At 67.4% G+C, this 18,508-nt stretch carries 20 protein-coding genes; 10 read left to right on the top strand and 10 right to left on the bottom strand.

What is annotated here, in order from left to right:
* Positions 1-80: 80 nt before the first annotated feature.
* Positions 81-1,109, bottom strand: a complete 1,029-nt coding sequence (locus tag ACP7AG_RS12745) for an aspartate-semialdehyde dehydrogenase (protein ID WP_426010076.1) — start codon at positions 1,107-1,109, stop codon at positions 81-83.
* A 170-nt stretch (positions 1,110-1,279) separates the two neighbouring features.
* On the bottom strand, positions 1,280-2,173 hold the full coding sequence (locus ACP7AG_RS12750; RefSeq protein ID WP_426031204.1) for a LysR family transcriptional regulator: 894 nt from the start codon (positions 2,171-2,173) through the stop codon (positions 1,280-1,282).
* Positions 2,174-2,269: 96 nt separating this feature from the next.
* Here ACP7AG_RS12750 and ACP7AG_RS12755 point away from each other — a divergent pair, with 96 nt between their 5' ends.
* Both ACP7AG_RS12755 and ACP7AG_RS12760 read left to right on the top strand, forming a co-directional pair.
* Complete coding sequence (locus ACP7AG_RS12755; protein ID WP_426031206.1) at positions 2,270-3,280, top strand: aldo/keto reductase; 1,011 nt, start codon at positions 2,270-2,272, stop codon at positions 3,278-3,280.
* A gap of 253 nt (positions 3,281-3,533) precedes the next feature.
* Positions 3,534-4,727, top strand: coding sequence for a class I SAM-dependent methyltransferase (locus ACP7AG_RS12760; RefSeq protein WP_426031208.1), 1,194 nt, complete (start codon positions 3,534-3,536; stop codon positions 4,725-4,727).
* 9 nt (positions 4,728-4,736) lie between these two features.
* On the opposite strand, the gene ACP7AG_RS12765 is transcribed toward ACP7AG_RS12760, so the two are convergent.
* Entirely contained in the window at positions 4,737-5,198 is a 462-nt protein-coding gene (locus ACP7AG_RS12765; protein WP_426031210.1) for an SAM-dependent methyltransferase, read from the bottom strand.
* A gap of 35 nt (positions 5,199-5,233) precedes the next feature.
* Entirely contained in the window at positions 5,234-7,054 is a 1,821-nt protein-coding gene (gene glmS / locus ACP7AG_RS12770) for a glutamine--fructose-6-phosphate transaminase (isomerizing) (RefSeq protein WP_426031212.1), read from the bottom strand.
* 159 nt (positions 7,055-7,213) lie between these two features.
* Here glmS and glmM point away from each other — a divergent pair, with 159 nt between their 5' ends.
* The gene (gene glmM / locus ACP7AG_RS12775; RefSeq protein WP_426031214.1) at positions 7,214-8,563 is read left to right on the top strand and encodes a phosphoglucosamine mutase; all 1,350 of its coding nucleotides are present in this window, start codon (positions 7,214-7,216) and stop codon (positions 8,561-8,563) included.
* A 134-nt stretch (positions 8,564-8,697) separates the two neighbouring features.
* Here the strand turns inward: glmM and ACP7AG_RS12780 are convergent, their stop codons facing one another.
* From ACP7AG_RS12780 to ACP7AG_RS12790, 3 genes are all read right to left on the bottom strand, one after another.
* Complete coding sequence (locus ACP7AG_RS12780; protein ID WP_426031216.1) at positions 8,698-9,003, bottom strand: winged helix-turn-helix domain-containing protein; 306 nt, start codon at positions 9,001-9,003, stop codon at positions 8,698-8,700.
* Positions 9,000-9,554, bottom strand: coding sequence for a hypothetical protein (locus tag ACP7AG_RS12785; RefSeq protein ID WP_426010064.1), 555 nt, complete (start codon positions 9,552-9,554; stop codon positions 9,000-9,002). Before ACP7AG_RS12785 ends, ACP7AG_RS12780 begins: the two co-directional genes overlap by 4 nt.
* Positions 9,555-9,802: 248 nt before the next feature.
* Positions 9,803-10,546 carry a DUF6065 family protein gene (locus ACP7AG_RS12790; protein ID WP_426010063.1) on the bottom strand — a complete coding sequence of 248 codons (744 nt, stop codon included), beginning with the start codon at positions 10,544-10,546 and terminating at the stop codon, positions 9,803-9,805.
* Positions 10,547-10,648: 102 nt separating this feature from the next.
* On the opposite strand from ACP7AG_RS12790, the gene ACP7AG_RS12795 reads away from it, so the two are divergent.
* From ACP7AG_RS12795 to ACP7AG_RS12815, 5 genes are all read left to right on the top strand, one after another.
* On the top strand, positions 10,649-11,215 hold the full coding sequence (locus ACP7AG_RS12795; RefSeq protein WP_426010061.1) for an AAA family ATPase: 567 nt from the start codon (positions 10,649-10,651) through the stop codon (positions 11,213-11,215).
* On the top strand, positions 11,212-11,718 hold the full coding sequence (locus tag ACP7AG_RS12800; protein ID WP_426010060.1) for a prolyl-tRNA synthetase associated domain-containing protein: 507 nt from the start codon (positions 11,212-11,214) through the stop codon (positions 11,716-11,718). The genes ACP7AG_RS12795 and ACP7AG_RS12800 overlap by 4 nt, the downstream gene beginning before the upstream one ends.
* Positions 11,719-11,835: 117 nt before the next feature.
* Positions 11,836-12,750, top strand: coding sequence for a tetratricopeptide repeat protein (locus ACP7AG_RS12805; RefSeq protein WP_426010058.1), 915 nt, complete (start codon positions 11,836-11,838; stop codon positions 12,748-12,750).
* A gap of 9 nt (positions 12,751-12,759) precedes the next feature.
* On the top strand, positions 12,760-13,425 hold the full coding sequence (locus ACP7AG_RS12810) for an LON peptidase substrate-binding domain-containing protein (RefSeq protein ID WP_426010057.1): 666 nt from the start codon (positions 12,760-12,762) through the stop codon (positions 13,423-13,425).
* Positions 13,426-13,461: 36 nt separating this feature from the next.
* Positions 13,462-13,662, top strand: a complete 201-nt coding sequence (locus ACP7AG_RS12815) for a Trm112 family protein (RefSeq protein ID WP_426031221.1) — start codon at positions 13,462-13,464, stop codon at positions 13,660-13,662.
* Between the two features lie 118 nt (positions 13,663-13,780).
* Here ACP7AG_RS12815 and ACP7AG_RS12820 read toward each other — a convergent pair whose 3' ends face one another.
* Positions 13,781-15,031: a UbiH/UbiF/VisC/COQ6 family ubiquinone biosynthesis hydroxylase gene (locus ACP7AG_RS12820; RefSeq protein WP_426031223.1), complete on the bottom strand. Its 1,251-nt coding sequence runs from the start codon at positions 15,029-15,031 to the stop codon at positions 13,781-13,783.
* A gap of 107 nt (positions 15,032-15,138) precedes the next feature.
* Between ACP7AG_RS12820 and ACP7AG_RS12825 the strand changes: the two genes are divergently transcribed.
* A complete protein-coding gene (locus ACP7AG_RS12825; protein ID WP_426031225.1) occupies positions 15,139-16,224 on the top strand; it encodes an AI-2E family transporter in 1,086 nt (361 codons plus the stop codon).
* Between the two features lie 331 nt (positions 16,225-16,555).
* On the opposite strand, the gene ACP7AG_RS12830 is transcribed toward ACP7AG_RS12825, so the two are convergent.
* Both ACP7AG_RS12830 and ACP7AG_RS12835 read right to left on the bottom strand, forming a co-directional pair.
* Complete coding sequence (locus ACP7AG_RS12830; RefSeq protein WP_426010051.1) at positions 16,556-17,014, bottom strand: acyl-CoA thioesterase; 459 nt, start codon at positions 17,012-17,014, stop codon at positions 16,556-16,558.
* Positions 16,992-17,261, bottom strand: coding sequence for a zinc-finger domain-containing protein (locus ACP7AG_RS12835; RefSeq protein ID WP_426011272.1), 270 nt, complete (start codon positions 17,259-17,261; stop codon positions 16,992-16,994). The genes ACP7AG_RS12830 and ACP7AG_RS12835 overlap by 23 nt, the downstream gene beginning before the upstream one ends.
* Positions 17,262-17,459: 198 nt before the next feature.
* Here ACP7AG_RS12835 and ACP7AG_RS12840 point away from each other — a divergent pair, with 198 nt between their 5' ends.
* The gene (locus tag ACP7AG_RS12840) at positions 17,460-18,422 is read left to right on the top strand and encodes an ABC transporter ATP-binding protein (RefSeq protein ID WP_426010050.1); all 963 of its coding nucleotides are present in this window, start codon (positions 17,460-17,462) and stop codon (positions 18,420-18,422) included.
* The last annotated feature ends 86 nt before the right edge of the window (positions 18,423-18,508 follow it).

The raw sequence follows: 18,508 nt of genomic DNA on the forward strand, positions 1-18,508 counted from the left end.
CATTGGCATGAAAAAGGGCTCCCGGGACTTAAGTCCCGGGAGCCCTTGAAATCGTCCACCCGCTTGTTGCGGAGGGCGGCTTAGGCCGGGAGTTTCTGCTTGATCAGGCCGCGCTCATGGAGGAGCTGGGCGATCTGCACCGCGTTCAGCGCCGCGCCCTTGCGCAGATTGTCGGCGACGCACCAGAGCACGATGCCGTTCTCGACCGTGGGGTCGGTGCGGATGCGCGACACATAGACCGGGAACTCGCCGGCGCTTTCCTTGGGCGTCATGTAGCCGCCATCCTCGCGCTTATCGACGACCGACACGCCGTCGGCGTCGCGCAGGATCTCGCGGACGTCATCCTCGTCCAGCGGGGTCTCGAACTCGATGTTCACGGCCTCGGCGTGGCCCACCATCACCGGCACCCGCACGCAGGTGGCGACCAGCTTGATGGACGGATCCAGGATCTTCTTGGTCTCCATCATCATCTTCCACTCTTCCTTCGTGAAGCCGTCCTCCATGAAGCTGTCGATATGGGGGATGACGTTGAAGGCGATCTGTTTGGTGAACTTCTTGGGCGGCGGGGCGCCGAGGACGAACACGCCCTTGGTCTGCTCCCACAGCTCATCCATGCCTTCCTTGCCCGCGCCTGACACCGACTGGTAGGTCGAGACGACCACCCGCTTGATCTTGGCTTCGGCATGCAGCGGCGCCAGCACCACCACCAGCTGCGCCGTGGAGCAGTTGGGGTTGGCGATGATGTTCTTGGGCATCTTCAGCACGGCGTCGGGGTTAACTTCGGGCACCACCAGCGGCACGTCCGGATCCATCCGGAAGTGGCTGCTGTTGTCGATGACGATCGGACCGGCCGCGCCGATCTTCTCGCCCCATTCCTTGGAAATGGCGCCGCCGGCGCTCATCAGGACGATATCGACCGTGCTGAAGTCGAACTGAGCCAGGTCCTCGCAGTGCAGGATTTTGTTGCCGAACGAGACTTCCACGCCGATGGATTTGCGCGAGGCTATGGCATGCATTTTCTCGACGGGGAACTTCAGTTCCTCGAGGATATTGAACATCTCACGGCCCACATTGCCCGTGGCGCCGACCACGGCGACCCGGTAACCCATCGCAGCCTCCAATTCGATTGTTTCCACGCCTGCAGTGGCGAGAGCGGACCCGTTACGCCCGGGAGGGCCGGGAAGCAAGAACAGGCTTTCTAAGGCGACGCTTAGCGCAGAGCGTTGGGGGAAGATTTCATCTGGTGTGGACGGGTTCTGCATCTGACGCGTCGCGGCGGCTAACGTTTCTCCGCCTTCACGAAATCCACGAAGGCCCGTAGCGGCGCGGGCATGTGCCGGCGGCTCGGATAGTAGAGATAGGGTCCGCTGAACGGCGGCAGCCAGTCGTCCAGCACCGTCTCCAGCTTTCCGGCCGCGACGAGGTCGGCGACGAAGTCCTCGAAGGTGGCCAACAGGCCCACGCCGGCCACGGCTGCGGCCTGTTCCAGGTCGATGCTCGTGGTGATCAGCGGTCCGTCGGGCGAGACGCGGATCACCTCGCCGTCCTTCTCGAACTCCCAGGCATAGCTGGTCCCGCTGGCGAAGCGGTGGCGGATGCAGGGATGGTTGAGCACCTCGCGGGGGTGAACCGGCCGGCCGTGCGCCGCGAAATAGGCCGGCGCGCCCACCACCACGAAGCGCTGCGGGCCGGCCAGGGGGACGGCGATCATGTCCTTTTCCAGCCGCTCGTCGTAGCGCACGCCGGCGTCGAAGCCGGCCGCCAGCACATCGACGAAGCTGTCCTCGACCGTGACCTCGACCCGGACGCCCGGGTGGGCGGCCAGGAAGCGCGGGATCAGGTCCGGAAAGACGATCCGCGACACCGCGCCGGGCACGTTGAGCTTCAACACCCCCGTGGGGCTGTGGCGGAAGGCGTTGACCTCGTCCAGCGCCAGGGTCACGTCGGCCAGGGCCGGGGTCAGCCGGGCCAGCAACCGCCCGCCGGCCTCGGTGGGGGTGACGCTGCGGGTGGTGCGGTTCAGCAGGCGGACGCCAAGATCGGCCTCCAGTCGGCGCAGCGCCTCGGACAGCGACGAGGCCGACACCCCGCGCAAGGCCGCCGCGCCGCGGAAGCTTCGCGCCCGGGCCACGGCGGTGAACGCGTCGAGATCGGCAAGGTCGGGCTTGGCCATTGTGCGGATTTCCAAACAGCTCGTGCAGCGGTGAATGGATTATCGCACGCGAGACGCCGAGGCATAGTCCCCTCGTCGCATTCAAGGAGACATCCCATGCAGCAGCGCAAACTCGGAAATACCGGCCCCACCGTCTCGGCCCTGGGCCTGGGCGCCATGGGCATGTCGGGCATGTACGGCCCCTCGGACCGCGCCGAGAGCCTGGCGACGATCGATGCCGCCTTGGAGGCCGGGATCACCTTGATCGACACCGGCGACTTCTACGGCATGGGCCATAACGAGATGCTGATCGGCGAGGCCCTGAAGGCCCAACCTCTAAAAGGAAGCAAGCGCGACCAGGCGATCCTCAGCGTCAAGTTCGGCGCCCAGCGCGATCCGGCCGGCGGCTGGATCGGCTTTGACGGCCGTCCGGCGGCGGTGAAGACCTCGCTGGCCTACACGCTGCAGCGCCTGGGCGTCGACCATATCGACATCTACCGCCCGGCCCGCCTGGACCCCTTCGTGCCGATTGAGGACACGGTCGGAGCCATCGCCGAGATGGTCCAGGCCGGATACGTGCGCCACATCGGCCTGTCGGAGGTCGGGGCTGCAACCATCCGCAAGGCCCATGCCGTCCATCCGATCGTTGACCTGCAGATCGAATATTCGCTGATCTCGCGGAGCCTCGAGGACAGGATCCTGCCGGTGCTGCGCGAGCTGGGCATCGGCATGACCGCCTATGGGGTGCTGTCGCGCGGCCTGATCAGCGGCCATTGGAACAGGGATCAGGGGCAGGCGCCGGGCGATTTCCGCAGTCACTCGCCGCGCTTCCAGGGCGATAATGTCGACAGGAACCTGGCCCTGGTCGAGGCCCTGCGGACAATCGCGGCGGCCAAGGGCGTCAGCGTCGCCCAGATCGCCATCGCCTGGGTCGCCGCCCAAGGCGACGACATCGTGCCGCTGGTCGGGGCCCGCACCCGCGCCCGGCTGGCCGAGTCGCTGGGATCGCTGGACGTGATCCTGTCGGCAGACGACCTGGCGGCCATCGAGCATGCGGTTCCCAAGGACGCGGCGGCCGGCACGCGCTATGCCGAGGCCCAGATGGCCCACCTCGACAGCGAGCACTAGCCGGGCGTTTGGCTTACACAGAAACAGCACTCCAAGTTCCGTTTTCCCGGAGAAGGTCGGGACCCAGTTTCATCCAGAGCCTCTCGCGGGTTTCACCTGGGCCTCGGCCTTCGCCGGGAAAACGGAAATTTGGATGGCGATTGAATCTGAGCCCAACCCGCAACAGCCGTTTCGTGACCGCCGTTCCGCAAGGGAAGACGGACGAAAATTTCGGTCTGTTCCTGGCGGCGGCGCTCGCGCTACGGTTGGCGCCATGATCGAAGCTCTGCTCAAAAAGATGATCAAGGTCGGCGACCTGACGATCCACATGCCGAACGGTTCGGTGGTCAAGGCCGGCGACGGCGCGGGTCCGCCGGTGACGATGCGCGTCACGGCCAAGGGCCTGCGGCGGCTGGTGACCAATCCGAGCCTCGGCTTGGGCGAGGCCTATATGGACAGCGACCTGACGATCGAGCAGGGAACGCTATGGGACCTGCTGGAGATCGTCGGCAAGAGCGGCGGGCGCACGCCCAAGCGCGGCTCGGCCCTGAAGCGGGCCCGCAAAGCGCTGAAGCGTACGGTGCAGTCGGTCAATGACCGCCTGGCCTCGCGCCGCAACGTCGCCCACCACTACGACGTGTCGAACGCCCTCTATGAGCGGTTCCTCGATGCGGACATGCAGTACAGCTGCGCCTATTTCGCGCGGCCCGACATGACCCTGGAAGAGGCCCAGGTCGCCAAGAAGGCCCATATCGGCGCCAAGCTGAACATTACGCCGGGCATGAAGGTGCTGGACATCGGCTCGGGCTGGGGCGGCCTTTCCATGACCCTGGCCGCCGACCACGGGGCGAAGATGACCGGGGTCACCCTGTCCACCGAGCAACTGGCCCTGGCTACCGAGCGCGCCGCGAAGGCGGGCCTGTCCGACCAGGTCGAGTTCCGCCTCACCGACTATCGCGACCTGGACGAGACCTTCGACCGCATCGTCTCGGTTGGCATGCTGGAGCATGTCGGCGCGCCGAACTTCCGGACCTATTTCGACACCGTAAAACGCCTGCTGGCCGACGACGGCAGCGCGGTGATCCACGCCGTCGGGCGGATGAGCGGCCCCGGCGCCACCAACGCCTTCACCCAGAAATACATCTTCCCCGGCGGCTACATCCCGGGCCTGTCGGAGATCGTCAAGGCGGTCGAGGCGGCCGGCCTGTGGATCACCGATATCGAGATCCTGCGCCTGCACTATGCCGACACCCTGCGCGAATGGCGCAGGCGCTTCCTGGCCGATCTCGAGATCCCGACGATGTTCGACGCCCGCTTCCTGCGGCTCTGGGAGTTCTACCTGTGCGGGGCCGAGCTGGGCTTCCGCTATGGCGGCCACATGGTCTTCCAGATCCAGGTCGCCAAGAAGGTCGGCGCCCTGCCTATAACCCGGGACTACATGTTCGAGGGCGAGCGGACGCCTGGATAGGTCCTCCCCCTACCAGTAGTCCTTCATGATCTCGCCGGCCCAATCCGGCTCGCGATGTTCGCCGCGCGGGGCGAAGCCGGCCATCACCGGCTTGAGGTCGAGCACCGGCGTGCCGTCGATGGCGTCCAGGCCCCGCACCTCCAGCGACAGGCCCTCGACCGAGACGATGTCGCAGACCGTCGCCCCGATGCGGTTGGGCCGGTTCTTGCCGCGCTGGGCGAAGATGCCGACCTTGGGCCAGGCCTTGTTGCCGCGCGGGTGACGGGCCCCGGTGACGATCTGGTCGTCGGTCACCTTGTCGAAGACATAGATCACCTCGACATGGCTGAAGGCCTCCAGCCCCAGCAGCGCCTCGGCGCCGAACCGCGCGGGGTCGAGATCAATGCGCACCCGGCTCTGGCCCCAGTCGTCGTCCTCGGGCACGTCGCGACCGCCGTGGACGACGCCGATGGGTGTCATGGTGATCGACATGGCTTCTCCTTGTTTGCGCAGGGCCGGCGTCGCGCCTACTCCACCGTCACCGACTTGGCCAAGTTCCGCGGCTGGTCGACGTCTGCGCCCTTGATGACCGCCACATGATAGGCCAGCAGCTGGATCGGGGCCGACATCACCAGGGCCGAGACCAGGGGGTCGCAGGCCGGGGCGGTGACCACCACCCGCGCGCCCGCCGGGGCGTGGCGCGCGCCTTCGGGGTCGGTGATGAACACCACTTGGCCGCCGCGCGCCATGACCTCGCTCATGTTCGAGGCCGACTTCTCGAACCATGAGTCGTAGGGCGCCAGGATGATGATCGGGGTCTGGTCGTCGACCAGGGCGATCGGCCCGTGCTTCAGCTCGCCGGCGGCGTAGCCCTCGGCGTGGATATAGCTGATCTCCTTGAGCTTCAGCGCGCCCTCCAGAGCCAGGGCCGACATCGGGCCGCGGCCGAGGTAAAGCACGTCGCGAGCCTTGGCGATCTCGCCGGCGATCTCCTTCAGCGAGTCCTCCAGCCCGATGGCCTCGGCGATCAGGCGTGGGGCTTCGAGCATCACCTTGACCAGGCGCTGCTCCTCGGCGTCGTCGATCGTCCCGCGCGCCTTGGCGGCGGCGACGGCCAGGGCGATCATCACGCTGACCTGGGCGGTGAAGGCCTTGGTCGAGGCGACGCCGATCTCCGGCCCGCAATGGATCGGCCAGACCACGTCGACCTCGCGGGCCATGGTCGATTCCTGGGCGTTGACCACCACGGCGCTCTTCATGCCCTTGGCCTTGCAGTAGCGCAGGGCCGCCAGGGTGTCGGCGGTCTCGCCCGACTGCGACATGGCGATGACCAGCGAGCCTGGACGCAGGGCCGGGGTGCGGTAACGGAACTCCGAGGCGATCTCGACATCGACCGGCAGGTCGGCCAACTGCTCGATCAGGTACTTGCCGATGACGCCGGCGATGTAGCTTGTGCCACAGGCGACGATCTGGATGCGCTCCAGGGCCGCCAGGTCCAGGCCGCCGGGCATGGCCGTGCGGGCGGTCAGGGCGTCCACATAGGCGGCGATGGTGCGCTGGCAGCCCTCCGGCTGGTCATGGATTTCCTTCTCCATGAAGTGCCGGTAATTGCCCTTCTCCATCATCACCGCCGAGGCCGGGACGATCTTGACGGGACGGGTCACGGCCGCGCCGCTGACGTCGAAGATGCGGGCGCTGTCATGGTCGAGAGCCACATAGTCGCCCTCCTCCAGATAGATCACGCGGTTGGTGAAGGGGCCGACCGCCAGGGCGTCGGAGCCCAGGAACATCTCGCCCTGGCCCTCGCCCACCACCAGCGGGCTGCCGCGACGCGCGCCGAGGATCAGGTTGTCGGCGCCCTCGATCAGCACCGCCAGGGCGTAGGCGCCGGTCAGCCGGTCCAGCGTGGTCTTGAAGGCCTCCAGCGGCGCCAGGCCGGTGGCCAGTTCGGCGTCGATCAACTGGGCGATGACCTCGGTGTCGGTGTCGCTCTCGAAGGTGCGACCGGCCGCGGCCAGCTCGGCCTTCAGCTCGGCGAAGTTCTCGATGATGCCGTTGTGCACCAGGGTGACGCGGCCGGCGGTGTGGGGGTGGGCGTTCTTGAGATTGGGCGCGCCATGGGTGGCCCAGCGGACGTGACCGATCCCGTTCTGCCCACCCAGCGGCTGCTCGGCGAGCAAGGCCTCCAGGTTCTTGATCTTGCCCTGGGCGCGCCGGCGCTCGACCTTGCCATCGACGACGGCGGCGACGCCGGCCGAGTCATAGCCGCGATATTCCAGCCGCTTGAGGCTGTCGATCAGCCGGTCCGAGACGGGCTTGACGCCGACGATGCCGATGATGCCGCACATGGGCCATGATCCTTTGTAGAACGCAGCGACCAGACTAATGCTGTCGCAGCGGATATTTCACGGCCGGGCTTTAGCATTCGTGCAGGACCTGCCCTCATAAATCTGCATTTCGGATCGTTTCGCGGTTCGACGATGGCCTAACGAGACCGGAAGACGACCATGAGCAAGCGCGCCTATTTCGGCACCGACGGCATCCGCGGCCAGGCCAACCTGCACCCGATGACCGCCGAGGTCGCGCTGCGCGTCGGCTTGGCTGCGGGAAAGCTGTTCCGCTCGCAGGACGACCGCCGCCACCTGGTGGTGATCGGTAAGGACACCCGGTTGTCGGGCTACATGATCGAGCCGGCCCTGGTCGCTGGTTTCGCCAGCGTCGGCATGGACGTGCGGCTGTTTGGCCCGCTGCCGACCCCGGCCGTGGCGATGATGACCCGCTCGATGCGGGCCGACCTGGGCGTGATGATCTCCGCCAGCCACAACGACTTCGCCGACAACGGCATCAAGCTGTTTGGCCCCGACGGCTACAAGCTTTCGGACGCCCAGGAGCTGAAGATCGAGGCCCTGATGGACGAGGGCCTGCAGGAGGGCCTGGCGCCGCCGCGCGGCCTGGGCCGGGTGCAGCGCGTCGATGACGCCCAGGCCCGCTATATCGAGATCGTCAAGGCGACCTTCCCGCGCAACATGAGCTTGGCTGGCCTTCGCATCGTCATCGATTGCGCCCATGGCGCCGCCTACAAGGTGGCTCCCCAGGCCCTGTATGAGCTGGGCGCCGAGGTGTTCCCGCTCGGGGTCGCCCCCAACGGGACCAATATCAACGCCGAGTGCGGCTCGACCCATCCCGAGGCCATGGCCAAGCTGGTGCGGGAATATCGCGCCGACATCGGCATCGCCCTGGACGGCGACGCCGACCGCCTGGTGATCTGCGACGAGAAGGGCGTGGTGGTCGATGGCGACCAGATCATGGCGATCATCGCCCTGGCCTATGCCAAGGCCGGCAAGCTGAAGGCCGGCGGCGTGGTGGCCACGGTGATGTCCAATCTTGGCCTTGAACGGCTGATGGCCGACAACGGGCTGAAGCTGGAGCGCACCGGCGTCGGCGACCGCTATGTGATGGCCCGCATGCGCGACGGCGGCTTCAACCTGGGCGGCGAGCAGTCGGGCCACGTGATCCTGTCGGACTTCTCGACCACGGGCGATGGCCTGATCGCCGCCCTGCAGGTGCTGGCGGTGATGATCCAGAGCGACCGGCCGATGAGCGCCCTGGGTCGCCAGTTCGAACCGGTGCCGCAACTGCTGGAGAACGTCCGCTTCGCCGGGGGCAAACCGCTGGAGGCCAAGACGGTGATTGAGGCCATCGCCGACGGCGAGAGCCAGCTGAACGGCTCGGGCCGCATCGTGGTGCGGCCCTCGGGCACCGAGCCCCTGATCCGGATCATGGCTGAGGGCGACGATCCGGCCCTGGTCAAGAAGGTGGTCAAGTCGATCGTCTCGGCGGTGAAGGCGGTTTCCTAAATCCGCTCATCCCGGCGAATGCCGGGACCCAGATGGAAGACTCAGACTGGGTTCCTCAAGCGCTGAGCTCTCCCAATCAGCCTCGACGCCATACGATCTGGGTCCCGGCATCCGCCGGGGTGAGCGGTCGTTGTCTACTCCCCGCCAACCCCCTCCACCACCTCCCGCAGATACTCCACATGCCGGCGGAAGGCCTTGCGGCCGGCCGGGGTCATGGCCACGCGGGTGCGGGGCTTCTTGCCAACGAAGTCCTTGGCGATCTCGACATAGCCGGCCTTTTCCAGGGTGGTCAGGTGGCTGCCCAGATTGCCGTCGGTGGCCTGGATGATGGCCTTGAGGCGCGCGAACTCCAGCGGCTCGGCGCCTTGGGCGTGCAGGGCCGCCATGATCTTCAGCCGCAGCGGCTGATGGATCAGCTCGTCCAGCTCCGCCACGCTCACGCCCTCCGCAGCCATAGGCCGCCCAGGATCAGCCCGCCGCCGCCGACCGCGGCCATCCAGAAGGCCAGCCATGGCTGGAAGAAGAAAAACCCGACCAGGGTGGCGACGAACACCCCCGCGCCGATCCACAGGAAGCGCGGCGCGAAGGCGATGCCGACACCGCCATAGACCAGGCCGGTCATCAGCCCCGGATAGACGATGGCGGGCTCTAAAGAGGTCGGCTGGAAGACCAGATAGGTGGCCGTCATGAACGCCATGATCGTCAGGGCGCTGGCCGCGATCTTCCAGCCCGACCCTGCCCGCGCGGCGTTCTTGCCGCGCCGCGACATCAGGATGGTCGCCAGGATGCCCAGCGCGTCCAGCGGCAGCCAGGTCATGCCCCATTGCTCCGGCGGCAGCAGGCCCATGCCGGTATAGCCCAGGATCCAGACCACGCCCCAGACCATCAGGATCGGCCCGGCGATCTGGTAACCCTTCAATTCGCGGCTGCGGCCGGCGGTGCGTTCGATGTCGGTCAGGGCCGACGCCGCCTCGGTTCTCGAAATGCCCATTGGGGCCTCCATTGCTGAGCGCCCAGAGCGCTCTGTCAAACAGAGTGACATGATTTAGTGCTCTGTCAATCAGAGTTCTCTAAAATTGTGGCGATGACGCTGCGATGGGTAGACCCAACACTGGGAGGGCTGCGAGTCACGGCCCACGGAGACCCCGATCGGCGCCCCTGTGATCGCGCACGCGCTGAAGTCGCGCCGTGCAATCGGGGACACGCCGCAAGGGCATGTCCCCGGCCGTGGTCACCCCATCATCCCACCTTCGGCGCCTTCAACCGCCGCTTGTTGACGTGGCTCGCCGGGGCCGGGGCCTCGACCTCCTCGGGATATTCCCCTTTGAAGTAGAACCGCTGCCAGGCCTCCTTCATCGCCTCGGGGTCGCGCTTGAAGATGCGGGTGTTGAACTCGCCGCGCTTGGCGGCCCAGGCGTCGTACTGGCCACGCAGGTCGGGGTTGGAGTTCATCGAGCGGATCACCGGCTGCACCTGCTCCAGGGGCTTGTCCTGGATCATCATGAAGAAGCAGAATGGCTCGCCCTTTTCGAAGCGCACCGTGCCCGGGCGGGTGAAGATCCAGTTCATCGTGAAGGGGAAGGGCAGCCAGTCGGTCTCGACCAGCCCCGCCAGCGGTTGGACGCCATCCTTGATGTGATTGGGCGGGCCCATGGTCCAGATCGACCAGCCGGGCGGGGTGCGAAACAGATAGCCGGTGTGGAAGGTGATGGTGCCGCGCGAGAAGTGTGACTTGACGAAATCGTCAAACCCCGGATGCGGATGGTCGGCCTTGAAAGTGATGCAGTTCTGATGCGCCCCGCCGTCCCAGGTGGCGGAAAAGCCGACCGGGCAGAGGATTTCCCAGCCGGTGGTGTTGGCCATGGTCAGCGGCAGGCAGCGATAGGGATGGCGGTCGGCGAAATGGTCCATCCAGGCCCGCTGCGGCCGGCCCGGCACGATCTCGGGCGGGCGATTTTCGGTGGGGTAGCACTCCAGTTCCATGCCGCTCTCTTCTTCCTGCGTTCGCCATTCCCTATCCTGCTCTAGCGCCCGAAGGGCGAGCCCGTCCAGCGCACCGACCCGCACCGATCGAAAGGGGCCTTGATGAAACCCATGCTCACGCGCCGCTTTGTCGTCACCGGAGGACCGGGGGCGGGCAAGACCAGCCTGATCGACGCCCTGGAGGCGCGGGGCCTTCCGTGCGTCTTCGAGAGCGGCCGGGCGATCATCCGGGGCCAGGTCGAGGCCGGCGGCACGGCCCTGCCGTGGGCGGACCGCGAGGCCTATGCCCGCTGGATGCTGGTCATGGACAGTCGTGCGCATGCCCTCGTAGAGCTGCTCAGCGGGCCTGTGTTCTTCGATCGCGGCGTGCCGGACATTGTCGGCTATCTGCGGCTGTGCGGCCTGCCGATCCCGGAGGACCTCGCCGCAGCGGCCTTGACGCTGCACTACGAGCCGCTGGTGTTCATCGCCCCGCCGTGGCCGGAGGTCTTCACCAACGACGCCGAGCGCCGCCAGGATTTCGCCGAGGCCGTACGCACCCACGCCATGATGGCGCAGGTCTATACCGAGCTCGGCTACACCTTGGTGGATCTGCCGCAGGCCCCAGTCGAGGACCGCGTCGCTTTCGTGCTGGAACAGGTCCTCGCCCGCCTTAGAACGTCCGGATGAAAACCCGCGCCGACCTCTTCGCCTTCCTCGACGCCCACGGCGTCGCCCATTCGACCCTGGATCATCCGCCGGTGTTCCGGGTGGAGGAGGGGCTGGAGATCAAGGCGACCCTGCCCGGCGGGCACACCAAGAACCTGTTCCTGAAGGACGCGAAAGGTCAGCTATGGCTGATCTCGGCTCTGGGCGAGACGGTGATCGACCTGAAGCGCCTGCACACGGTGATTGGCTCGGGCCGGCTGTCGTTCGGTTCTCCCGACCTGATGCTGGAGACCCTGGGGGTGACGCCGGGCTCGGTCACGGCGTTCGGCCTGATAAACGACACCGACCACCGCGTGCGCTTCGTGCTCGACGCGGGCTTGGCCAAGTCCGATCCGGTCAATTTCCATCCGTTGGCCAACAACGCGACCACGGCGATCTCTCAGGACGGCTTGCGACGGTTCCTGGCGGCGCTGGGCTTCACGCCGATGATCGTCGATTTCCCGGCCATGGCGGTGGTCGGATAACCGGCATCCCCCGATTGCGAACCCCGGCGCGAGAGACCATCTTGGCCCCCTAGACCGGCGCCCGCCCGATCCAATCGGCGCGCCATGCGTTGAAGACCCTGCGTGAAGAGAGACCCGATGGCCCTGATTGGCGAAAAACCCGCTCCCATCCTTGCTGGCGGCGCGAGCAAGAGCGAGCACATCAAGGACGGCACGGACGCCAGCTTCCTGGCCGACGTCATCGAGGCCTCCAAGATCCAACCGGTGATCGTCGACTTCTGGGCGACCTGGTGCGGTCCGTGCCGCCAGCTGACCCCGGCCTTGGAAAAGGCGGTCAACGCAGCCGGAGGCGCGGTCAAGCTGGTCAAGATCGATGTCGACAAGAACCCCGGCTATTCGGGCCAGTTGCGCGTGCAGTCGATCCCGACCGTCTACGCCTTTGTCGACGGCCAGCCGGTCGACGGCTTCCAGGGCGCCCAGCCCGAAAGCGAGATCAAGGCCTTCATCGACCGCATTTCCGGCCCGCCGGCCCAGAGCGACGCCGACGCCCTGCTGGCCATGGCCACGGAATCGATGGAGCTCGGCGACATCGGCGGCGCCGCCCAGGCCTTCGCACAGCTGCTGCAATTGGACCCGGCCAGCCTCAAGGCCATCGGCGGCCTGGCCCGCTGCTATCTGATCGGTGGCGACCTGGAGGGCGCGGCCGAAGTCGCCGCCACCGCCCCGGCCGACGCCAAGGACCCCGACCTCGAGATCGTCCGCGCCGCCTTGGTCCTGGCCCAGGACGCGCCGTCCGAGACCGCGCCGTTCGAGCAGCGCCTGGCGTCCGACGCCGACGACCACGAAGCCCGTTTCGAACTGGCCAAGGCCCTGGCCGGCGCCGGCCAGCTTCAAGCCTCTTCCGACCATCTTCTGACCATCATCGAACGCGACCGCACCTGGAACGACGAGGCGGCGCGCAAGCAACTGCTGACCGTGTTCGAGGCGGCCGGCTATACGTCGGAAGTGGCCAAGGCCGGCCGCAAGCGGCTGTCGGCCATTCTGTTCAGCTAGGAGAACCCGATGCCGGGCGTCTATCGAAGGGCCGACGACCTGCCGCTGGTGATCCCGGTGTTTCCGCTGGACGGCTGCCTGCTGCTGCCCGGCGGCCAGTTGCCGCTCAACATCTTCGAGCCGCGTTATCTCAACATGTTCGACGACGCCATGTCGGGTGAGCGGATCATCGGCATGGTCCAGACCCGGCCCGGCGGCGACGACGAGCGGCCCAGCCTCGCTTCCGTCGGCTGCGCGGGCCGGGTGACCAGCTTCGCCGAGGCCAGCGACGGGCGTTATCTGGTGACTCTGACCGGCGTCTGCCGCTTTCGGCTGGGCGCGGAGTTGCCCAGCCGCGCGCCCTACCGCCAGGCGCGCGTCGATTTCTCGACCTTCGAAGCCGACCTGCGCGAGGCCGCCGAAGGGGCCACCTCGGGCGGCGAGGCCGAAGCCCTGTTGGCGGCCCTGCGCCGTTATCTCGACCATCGTGGTCTCGACATCGACTGGACCAGCGCCGAGGCCGCGCCCTCCGACGCCTTGATCAACAGCCTGGCCATGGCCCTGCCGTTCGAGCCGGTCGAGAAACAGGCCCTGCTCGAGGCCCCCACCCTGACCGACCGCCGCGAGACCCTGGTGGCGTTGCTGGAGATCGACGCGGCGCTGGGGGACGACGAGGAACCGGGGATGCTGCAGTAGTTTGCGCCGCTGCCAAAACCGCCTACAACGCCGCCCATGACCGCCGCTGCTCCCCCTCCGCCCACCGATCTCGACCCGCGCCTGCTGGAGGTGCTGGTCTGTCCCGTCACCCGCGCGCCACTGTTCTATGACCGCGCCCGGGGCGAGCTGATCAGCAACGCCGCCAAGCTGGCCTATCCGATCCGCGACGGCGTGCCGATCATGCTGCCCGAGGAAGCCCGCAGCCTGGAAGACTAGACACGGCCAAGTCCTCCTCCTGTGGGGAAGGTGTCGGCGAAGCCGGCGGAGGGGGGCGTGATCGGCCACCGGCCATGCTCCGGACCGCCGATTTCAAAAACTCCCCCCCCACCGACCGCTAGATGGCCATGCCCCTGAGCAGTTTCGGCAGATCCCCGACCCCGCCGCCGGCCTCGTGCATGAAGAACCGCCGCGCTGGCGCGATGCGGTTGACCGCCGCCATGCCCACGCCGCGCGCTAGGCGTAGCAGTGGATTGTCGTTGGAGAACAGGCGCACGAAGCCGTCGAAGGCCAGGGCGTTGGTGATATTGTCGAACCGTCGCCAGCGGGCGTAGCGCTCCAACACGGCCTCGGCCCCGATGTCCTCGCCATTGCGCAACGCCTCGACCACTACCTGCGCCAAGGCTGCGGCGTCCTTGAGGCCGAGGTTGAGGCCCTGGCCGGCGATCGGGTGCACGCCGTGGGCGGCGTCGCCGATCAGGGCCAGGCGCGGGGCGACCAGCCGTTCGGCCAGCGACAGCGACAGCGGATAGACGAAGGTTGGGCCAACCATCTCGACCGTGCCCAGAAACTCGCCGAACCGTCGCATCAGGTGGCTGTGGAAGGCTTCTGGCGAAGCGTCGCGCAGGGCCTCGGCGCGCAAAGTGCTTTCGGTCCACACCAGGCTGGCGCGATTGTCCGTCAGCGGAAGAATGGCGAATGGGCCGCTGGGCAGGAAATATTCGTGGGCCACGCCCTGGTGCGGGTGCTGCAGACGCACAGTGGCCACCACGCCGCTCTGGCCGTAGCGCCAGCCGATGTCGCCGATGCCCGCGGCCTTGCGCAGCACGCCATTGCGGCCCTCGGCGGACACCACCAGCGGCGCCGAGAGGGTTCGGCCGTCGGTGAGGGTCAAGGTGGCGCCAGCGGGGGTGACGTCCAGCGCCTTGGCGCCGGCCGGCGCCAGCACCTCTATGCCCTTGTCGATCACGGTCTGGGCCAGGGCGGCGCGGATCTGGCGGTTCTCGATCAGATAGCCCAGGGGCTCGCCGTTGGAGCGGTCGGCGATCTCGCCGCTGTCGAAGCGCAGGAAGAACGGCGAGGGGCCGCCCGAGGCCGGACCCGGGGTCTTGCCGTCGGTGACCAGGATCTGCTCGATCCGCTGAGCGTGGGGCGCCAGGGCCTCGCCGGCCCCGATCGTCCGCCATTGGCGAAACGACGAATAGGCGACGGCCGAGGAGCGCCCATCGAAGCTCGGCGCCAGCTGGGCGTCGAACGGCTGGGGATCGACCAGCAGGGCCTTGACCCCGGCCGAGGCCAGGGCGAGCGCCAGGGTGGTTCCGGCCATGCCGGCTCCGGCGATGATGACGTCGGCGTCGTGGTCGTGCATGGACGGATATGGCGCTGGAGGGGGCGGGGTGTCCAGACGGGAATGGCGGACGGGGCCAGACCGGGGCATAGCTGGAACCTTCAGACGCTCCCTAGGCCGACCTGACCATGACCGATTCCGCGCCGAACCCCCCGTCTGTCAATCTGCTGGGCCACGTCACCGCCCTGAAGGTGGCCGCAGTGATCACCGCCACGATCCTGACGGGCCTTGCGCTGTGGGCCTTGCGGGGAATCCTGGAGCCGTTCGTTCTGGCGGTGTTCCTGCTGATCATCATCGACGGCCTGGCCCGCCTGCTGACGGTCCGACTGCCCAAGGCGCTGCGCCGGCTGGCCCTGCCGGTCGCCATCGCCGCCATCGTCGCGGTGCTGGTGGTGACGATCTGGGTGACGGCCGACAACGCCAGCGACTTCGCCGCCCAGTCCGCCAGCTACACGGCGCGGATCAACGACCTGCTGGGCCTGGTGGCGCAGCATCTGGGGCTGCGCGTCACGCCGACCCTTTCCAGCCTGATCCAAACGCTCAACCCGGCCCAATATGTGGGCGTGGTCGCCGGCTCGTTCAGCCATTTCGCCGAGGCGACAATCTTCGTGCTGATCTATCTGGGCTTCCTGCTGGCCTCGCGCCGGGGCTTCAAGGCCAAGGCCCAGGGCATGTTCCAGAACGCGGAGCGTCGCGTCGAGGCCCAGCGGGTGTTCAACCAGATCCGCGACGGCCTGCAGAACTACATCTGGGTGCAGACCGTGGTCGGGCTGATCATCACTGCGGCCTCGGCGGCCTTGATGGCGGCGGTGGGTCTGTCGCACATCCCGTTCTGGTGCCTGATCATCTTCCTGACCAACTACATTCCGGCCATCGGCGCCGCCGTCGGCGTACTGTTCCCGGCGGTGTTCGGCCTGGTGGAGGTGCAGGACATCTGGCGCGGGGTGATCCTGCTGGTCGGCCTGGAAGCCATCCACTTCGCCGTCAGCCACGTGGTCCAGCCGCGCATGCAGGGCCGCAGCCTCAACCTCGACCCGATCGTGGTGCTGCTGGCCCTGGCCTTCTGGGGCTTCCTGTGGGGCGTGACCGGGGCCTTCCTGTCGACCCCGCTGGCGGTGATGACCATGGCGATCCTGGCCGAGTTCAGCGGCACGCGGCCTTTGGCGGTGCTGATGTCGAGTGATGGAAAGCCGTATGAGGATTTGGCGGGGTAGGGGTTCTGCTTTCGACCCAAATCGGACTTCCAGGCGGCCGCTTCGGGCGCTTTTCAGGTGAGATCACACGCCCTTGCCCCCACCTGACGGCTTCGCCGTCTGTCCGCCCCCATAGGGGGCGGAGCTCTTTCCCTTATGGGGGCGGACGATCGCGAAGCGATCCGTAGGGGGCAGGTGAGCCGCTGAATAAGTCCTCCCCTCGTGGGGGAGGTGTCGGCGAAGCCGACGGTGGGGGGAGGGATCGGATGACGGTCGAACCTACGATCGACGATCCCAAAACACCCCCCACCGGTCGCTGCGCGACCGCCTCCCCCGCAGGGGGAGGACCTAGCTACCGCGGCAGCGGCCTCGGCTTGCGATCCTCGCCAATGGCCACGAACGTGAACACGCCCTGGGTCACCTTGTGGGCCTGCTCGCCGTCGCGGCGGCGGCGCCAGGCCTCGACCTCGACCTTCAGTGAGGTGCGGCCCACGTGGACGACCTTGGCGAACAGACTGACCTCGTCGCCGACGAACACCGGGCTGATGAAGGTCATGCCGTCGATGGCGATGGTGGCGCAGCGGCCGGCGGCGCGGTGGAAGGCGATCGAGGCCGCCGCCAGGTCCATCTGCGACAGCAGCCAGCCACCGAAGATGTCGCCCTCGGGATTGGTGTCGGACGGCATGGCGATGGCCCGCAGCACCGGCGCCTCGTGCGGCCATTCGGCAGCCGCCCAGGCCTGGGCCAGGGTCTCGGCGCGGCGCAGGGACGCGGACTCGTCGGTCACCTCAGTGGCCGCCGGAGCCTTCATAGACGCCAGGGGCCAGTTGCTCGTCCTCGTCATGACCCGGGGCGGTGGCGGCGATGAAGCGGCGGTCGCAATAGGAGCAGTCGACGAAGCCGGCCGCGCCCATCTCCAGCCAGACGCGTGGATGGCCCAGGGCGCCGCCGACGCCGTCGCAGGCGATGCGGTGCGAGCGGACCATGATGGTTTCGGGGGCGGAGCCAGGATGGGCCAAGGTGTCCATGCCGGTCGGGGCCGTGGCGGGCCCCGACATCGCCGATCCGGGCAGGGCGTCGAGAGCGGAGGTGGACTTGGCCTTGCGCGCCATCTTGGTAAAACCCTTGAAATCCAGACGCGGCCTTGGCGTGGCGGCGATGCAGGCATACCTATGCGACCTGTCGCGCCGCCGTCAATTCGCACGCACGCGTTCGTTTTTCTTCAAGCGCCCCAAAGCGCCGCATCTGGACGTTTCATGGACCTGCCCGCCTACGCGATCGAAGCCGAAGGCCTGTTCAAGACCTATCCCGCCAGCAAGACATCACCCGAAAAACGGGCTTTGAACGGCATCGACCTCAAGGTGCCGCGTGGCTCGATCTTCGGGCTCCTGGGACCGAACGGGGCTGGAAAGTCGACCTTCATCAACATCCTGGCCGGCCTGACCCGCAAGACCAGCGGCACGGTGCGGATCTGGGGCCGCGACATCGACGAGCGCCCGCGCGACGCCCGCGCCGCCATCGGCGTGGTGCCCCAGGAACTGGCGGCCGACGTGTTCTTCACCCCGCGCGAATCGCTGGAGGTCCAGGCCGGCATGTACGGCGTGCCCAAGAGCGAGCGTCGCACCGATGAACTGCTCAACGCCCTGGGCCTGGGCGACAAGGCCGACGCCTATGTCCGCCAGCTGTCGGGCGGCATGAAGCGCCGGCTGATGGTGGCGAAAGCCATGGTCCACCAGCCGCCGGTGCTGATCCTCGACGAGCCGACCGCAGGCGTCGATGTCGAGCTGCGTCGCCAGCTGTGGAGCTATGTCACCGGGCTGAACAAGCTGGGCGTGACCATCGTGCTGACCACCCACTATCTGGAAGAGGCCCAGGAGCTGTGCGACCAGATCGCCATCGTCAATCGCGGCGAGGTGGTGGTCAACGAGCCGACGGCCAAGCTGCTGAGCCGAATGGACATCCGCAACGTGGTGGTGACGCCCGAAGAGCCGGTGACCGCAGCGCCGCTGCTGGCGGGCTTCGAGACCAAGCTGCGCGGGGCCGGGGCGTTCTCGGTCTCCTACCGCACGGGTCAGTCCAGCGTCGAACAGGTGCTGGCCGCGGTGCGGGCCGAGGGTCTGAAGATCAAGGACATCGCCACCGAGGATCCGGATCTGGAGGACGTGTTCGTGTCGCTGACCTATGGCGATCCGAACGCCAAGGATCCGCTGCGGGCCTGAGTTCCTCCCCCTGTGGGGGGAGGTGGCGGCGAAGCCGACGGAGGGGGGAGTGATCGGGAGCTGGCCATTTCCACACGATCGACGAT

The organism is Caulobacter sp. DWP3-1-3b2 (assembly GCF_049896325.1).
Taxonomy (GTDB): domain Bacteria; phylum Pseudomonadota; class Alphaproteobacteria; order Caulobacterales; family Caulobacteraceae; genus Caulobacter.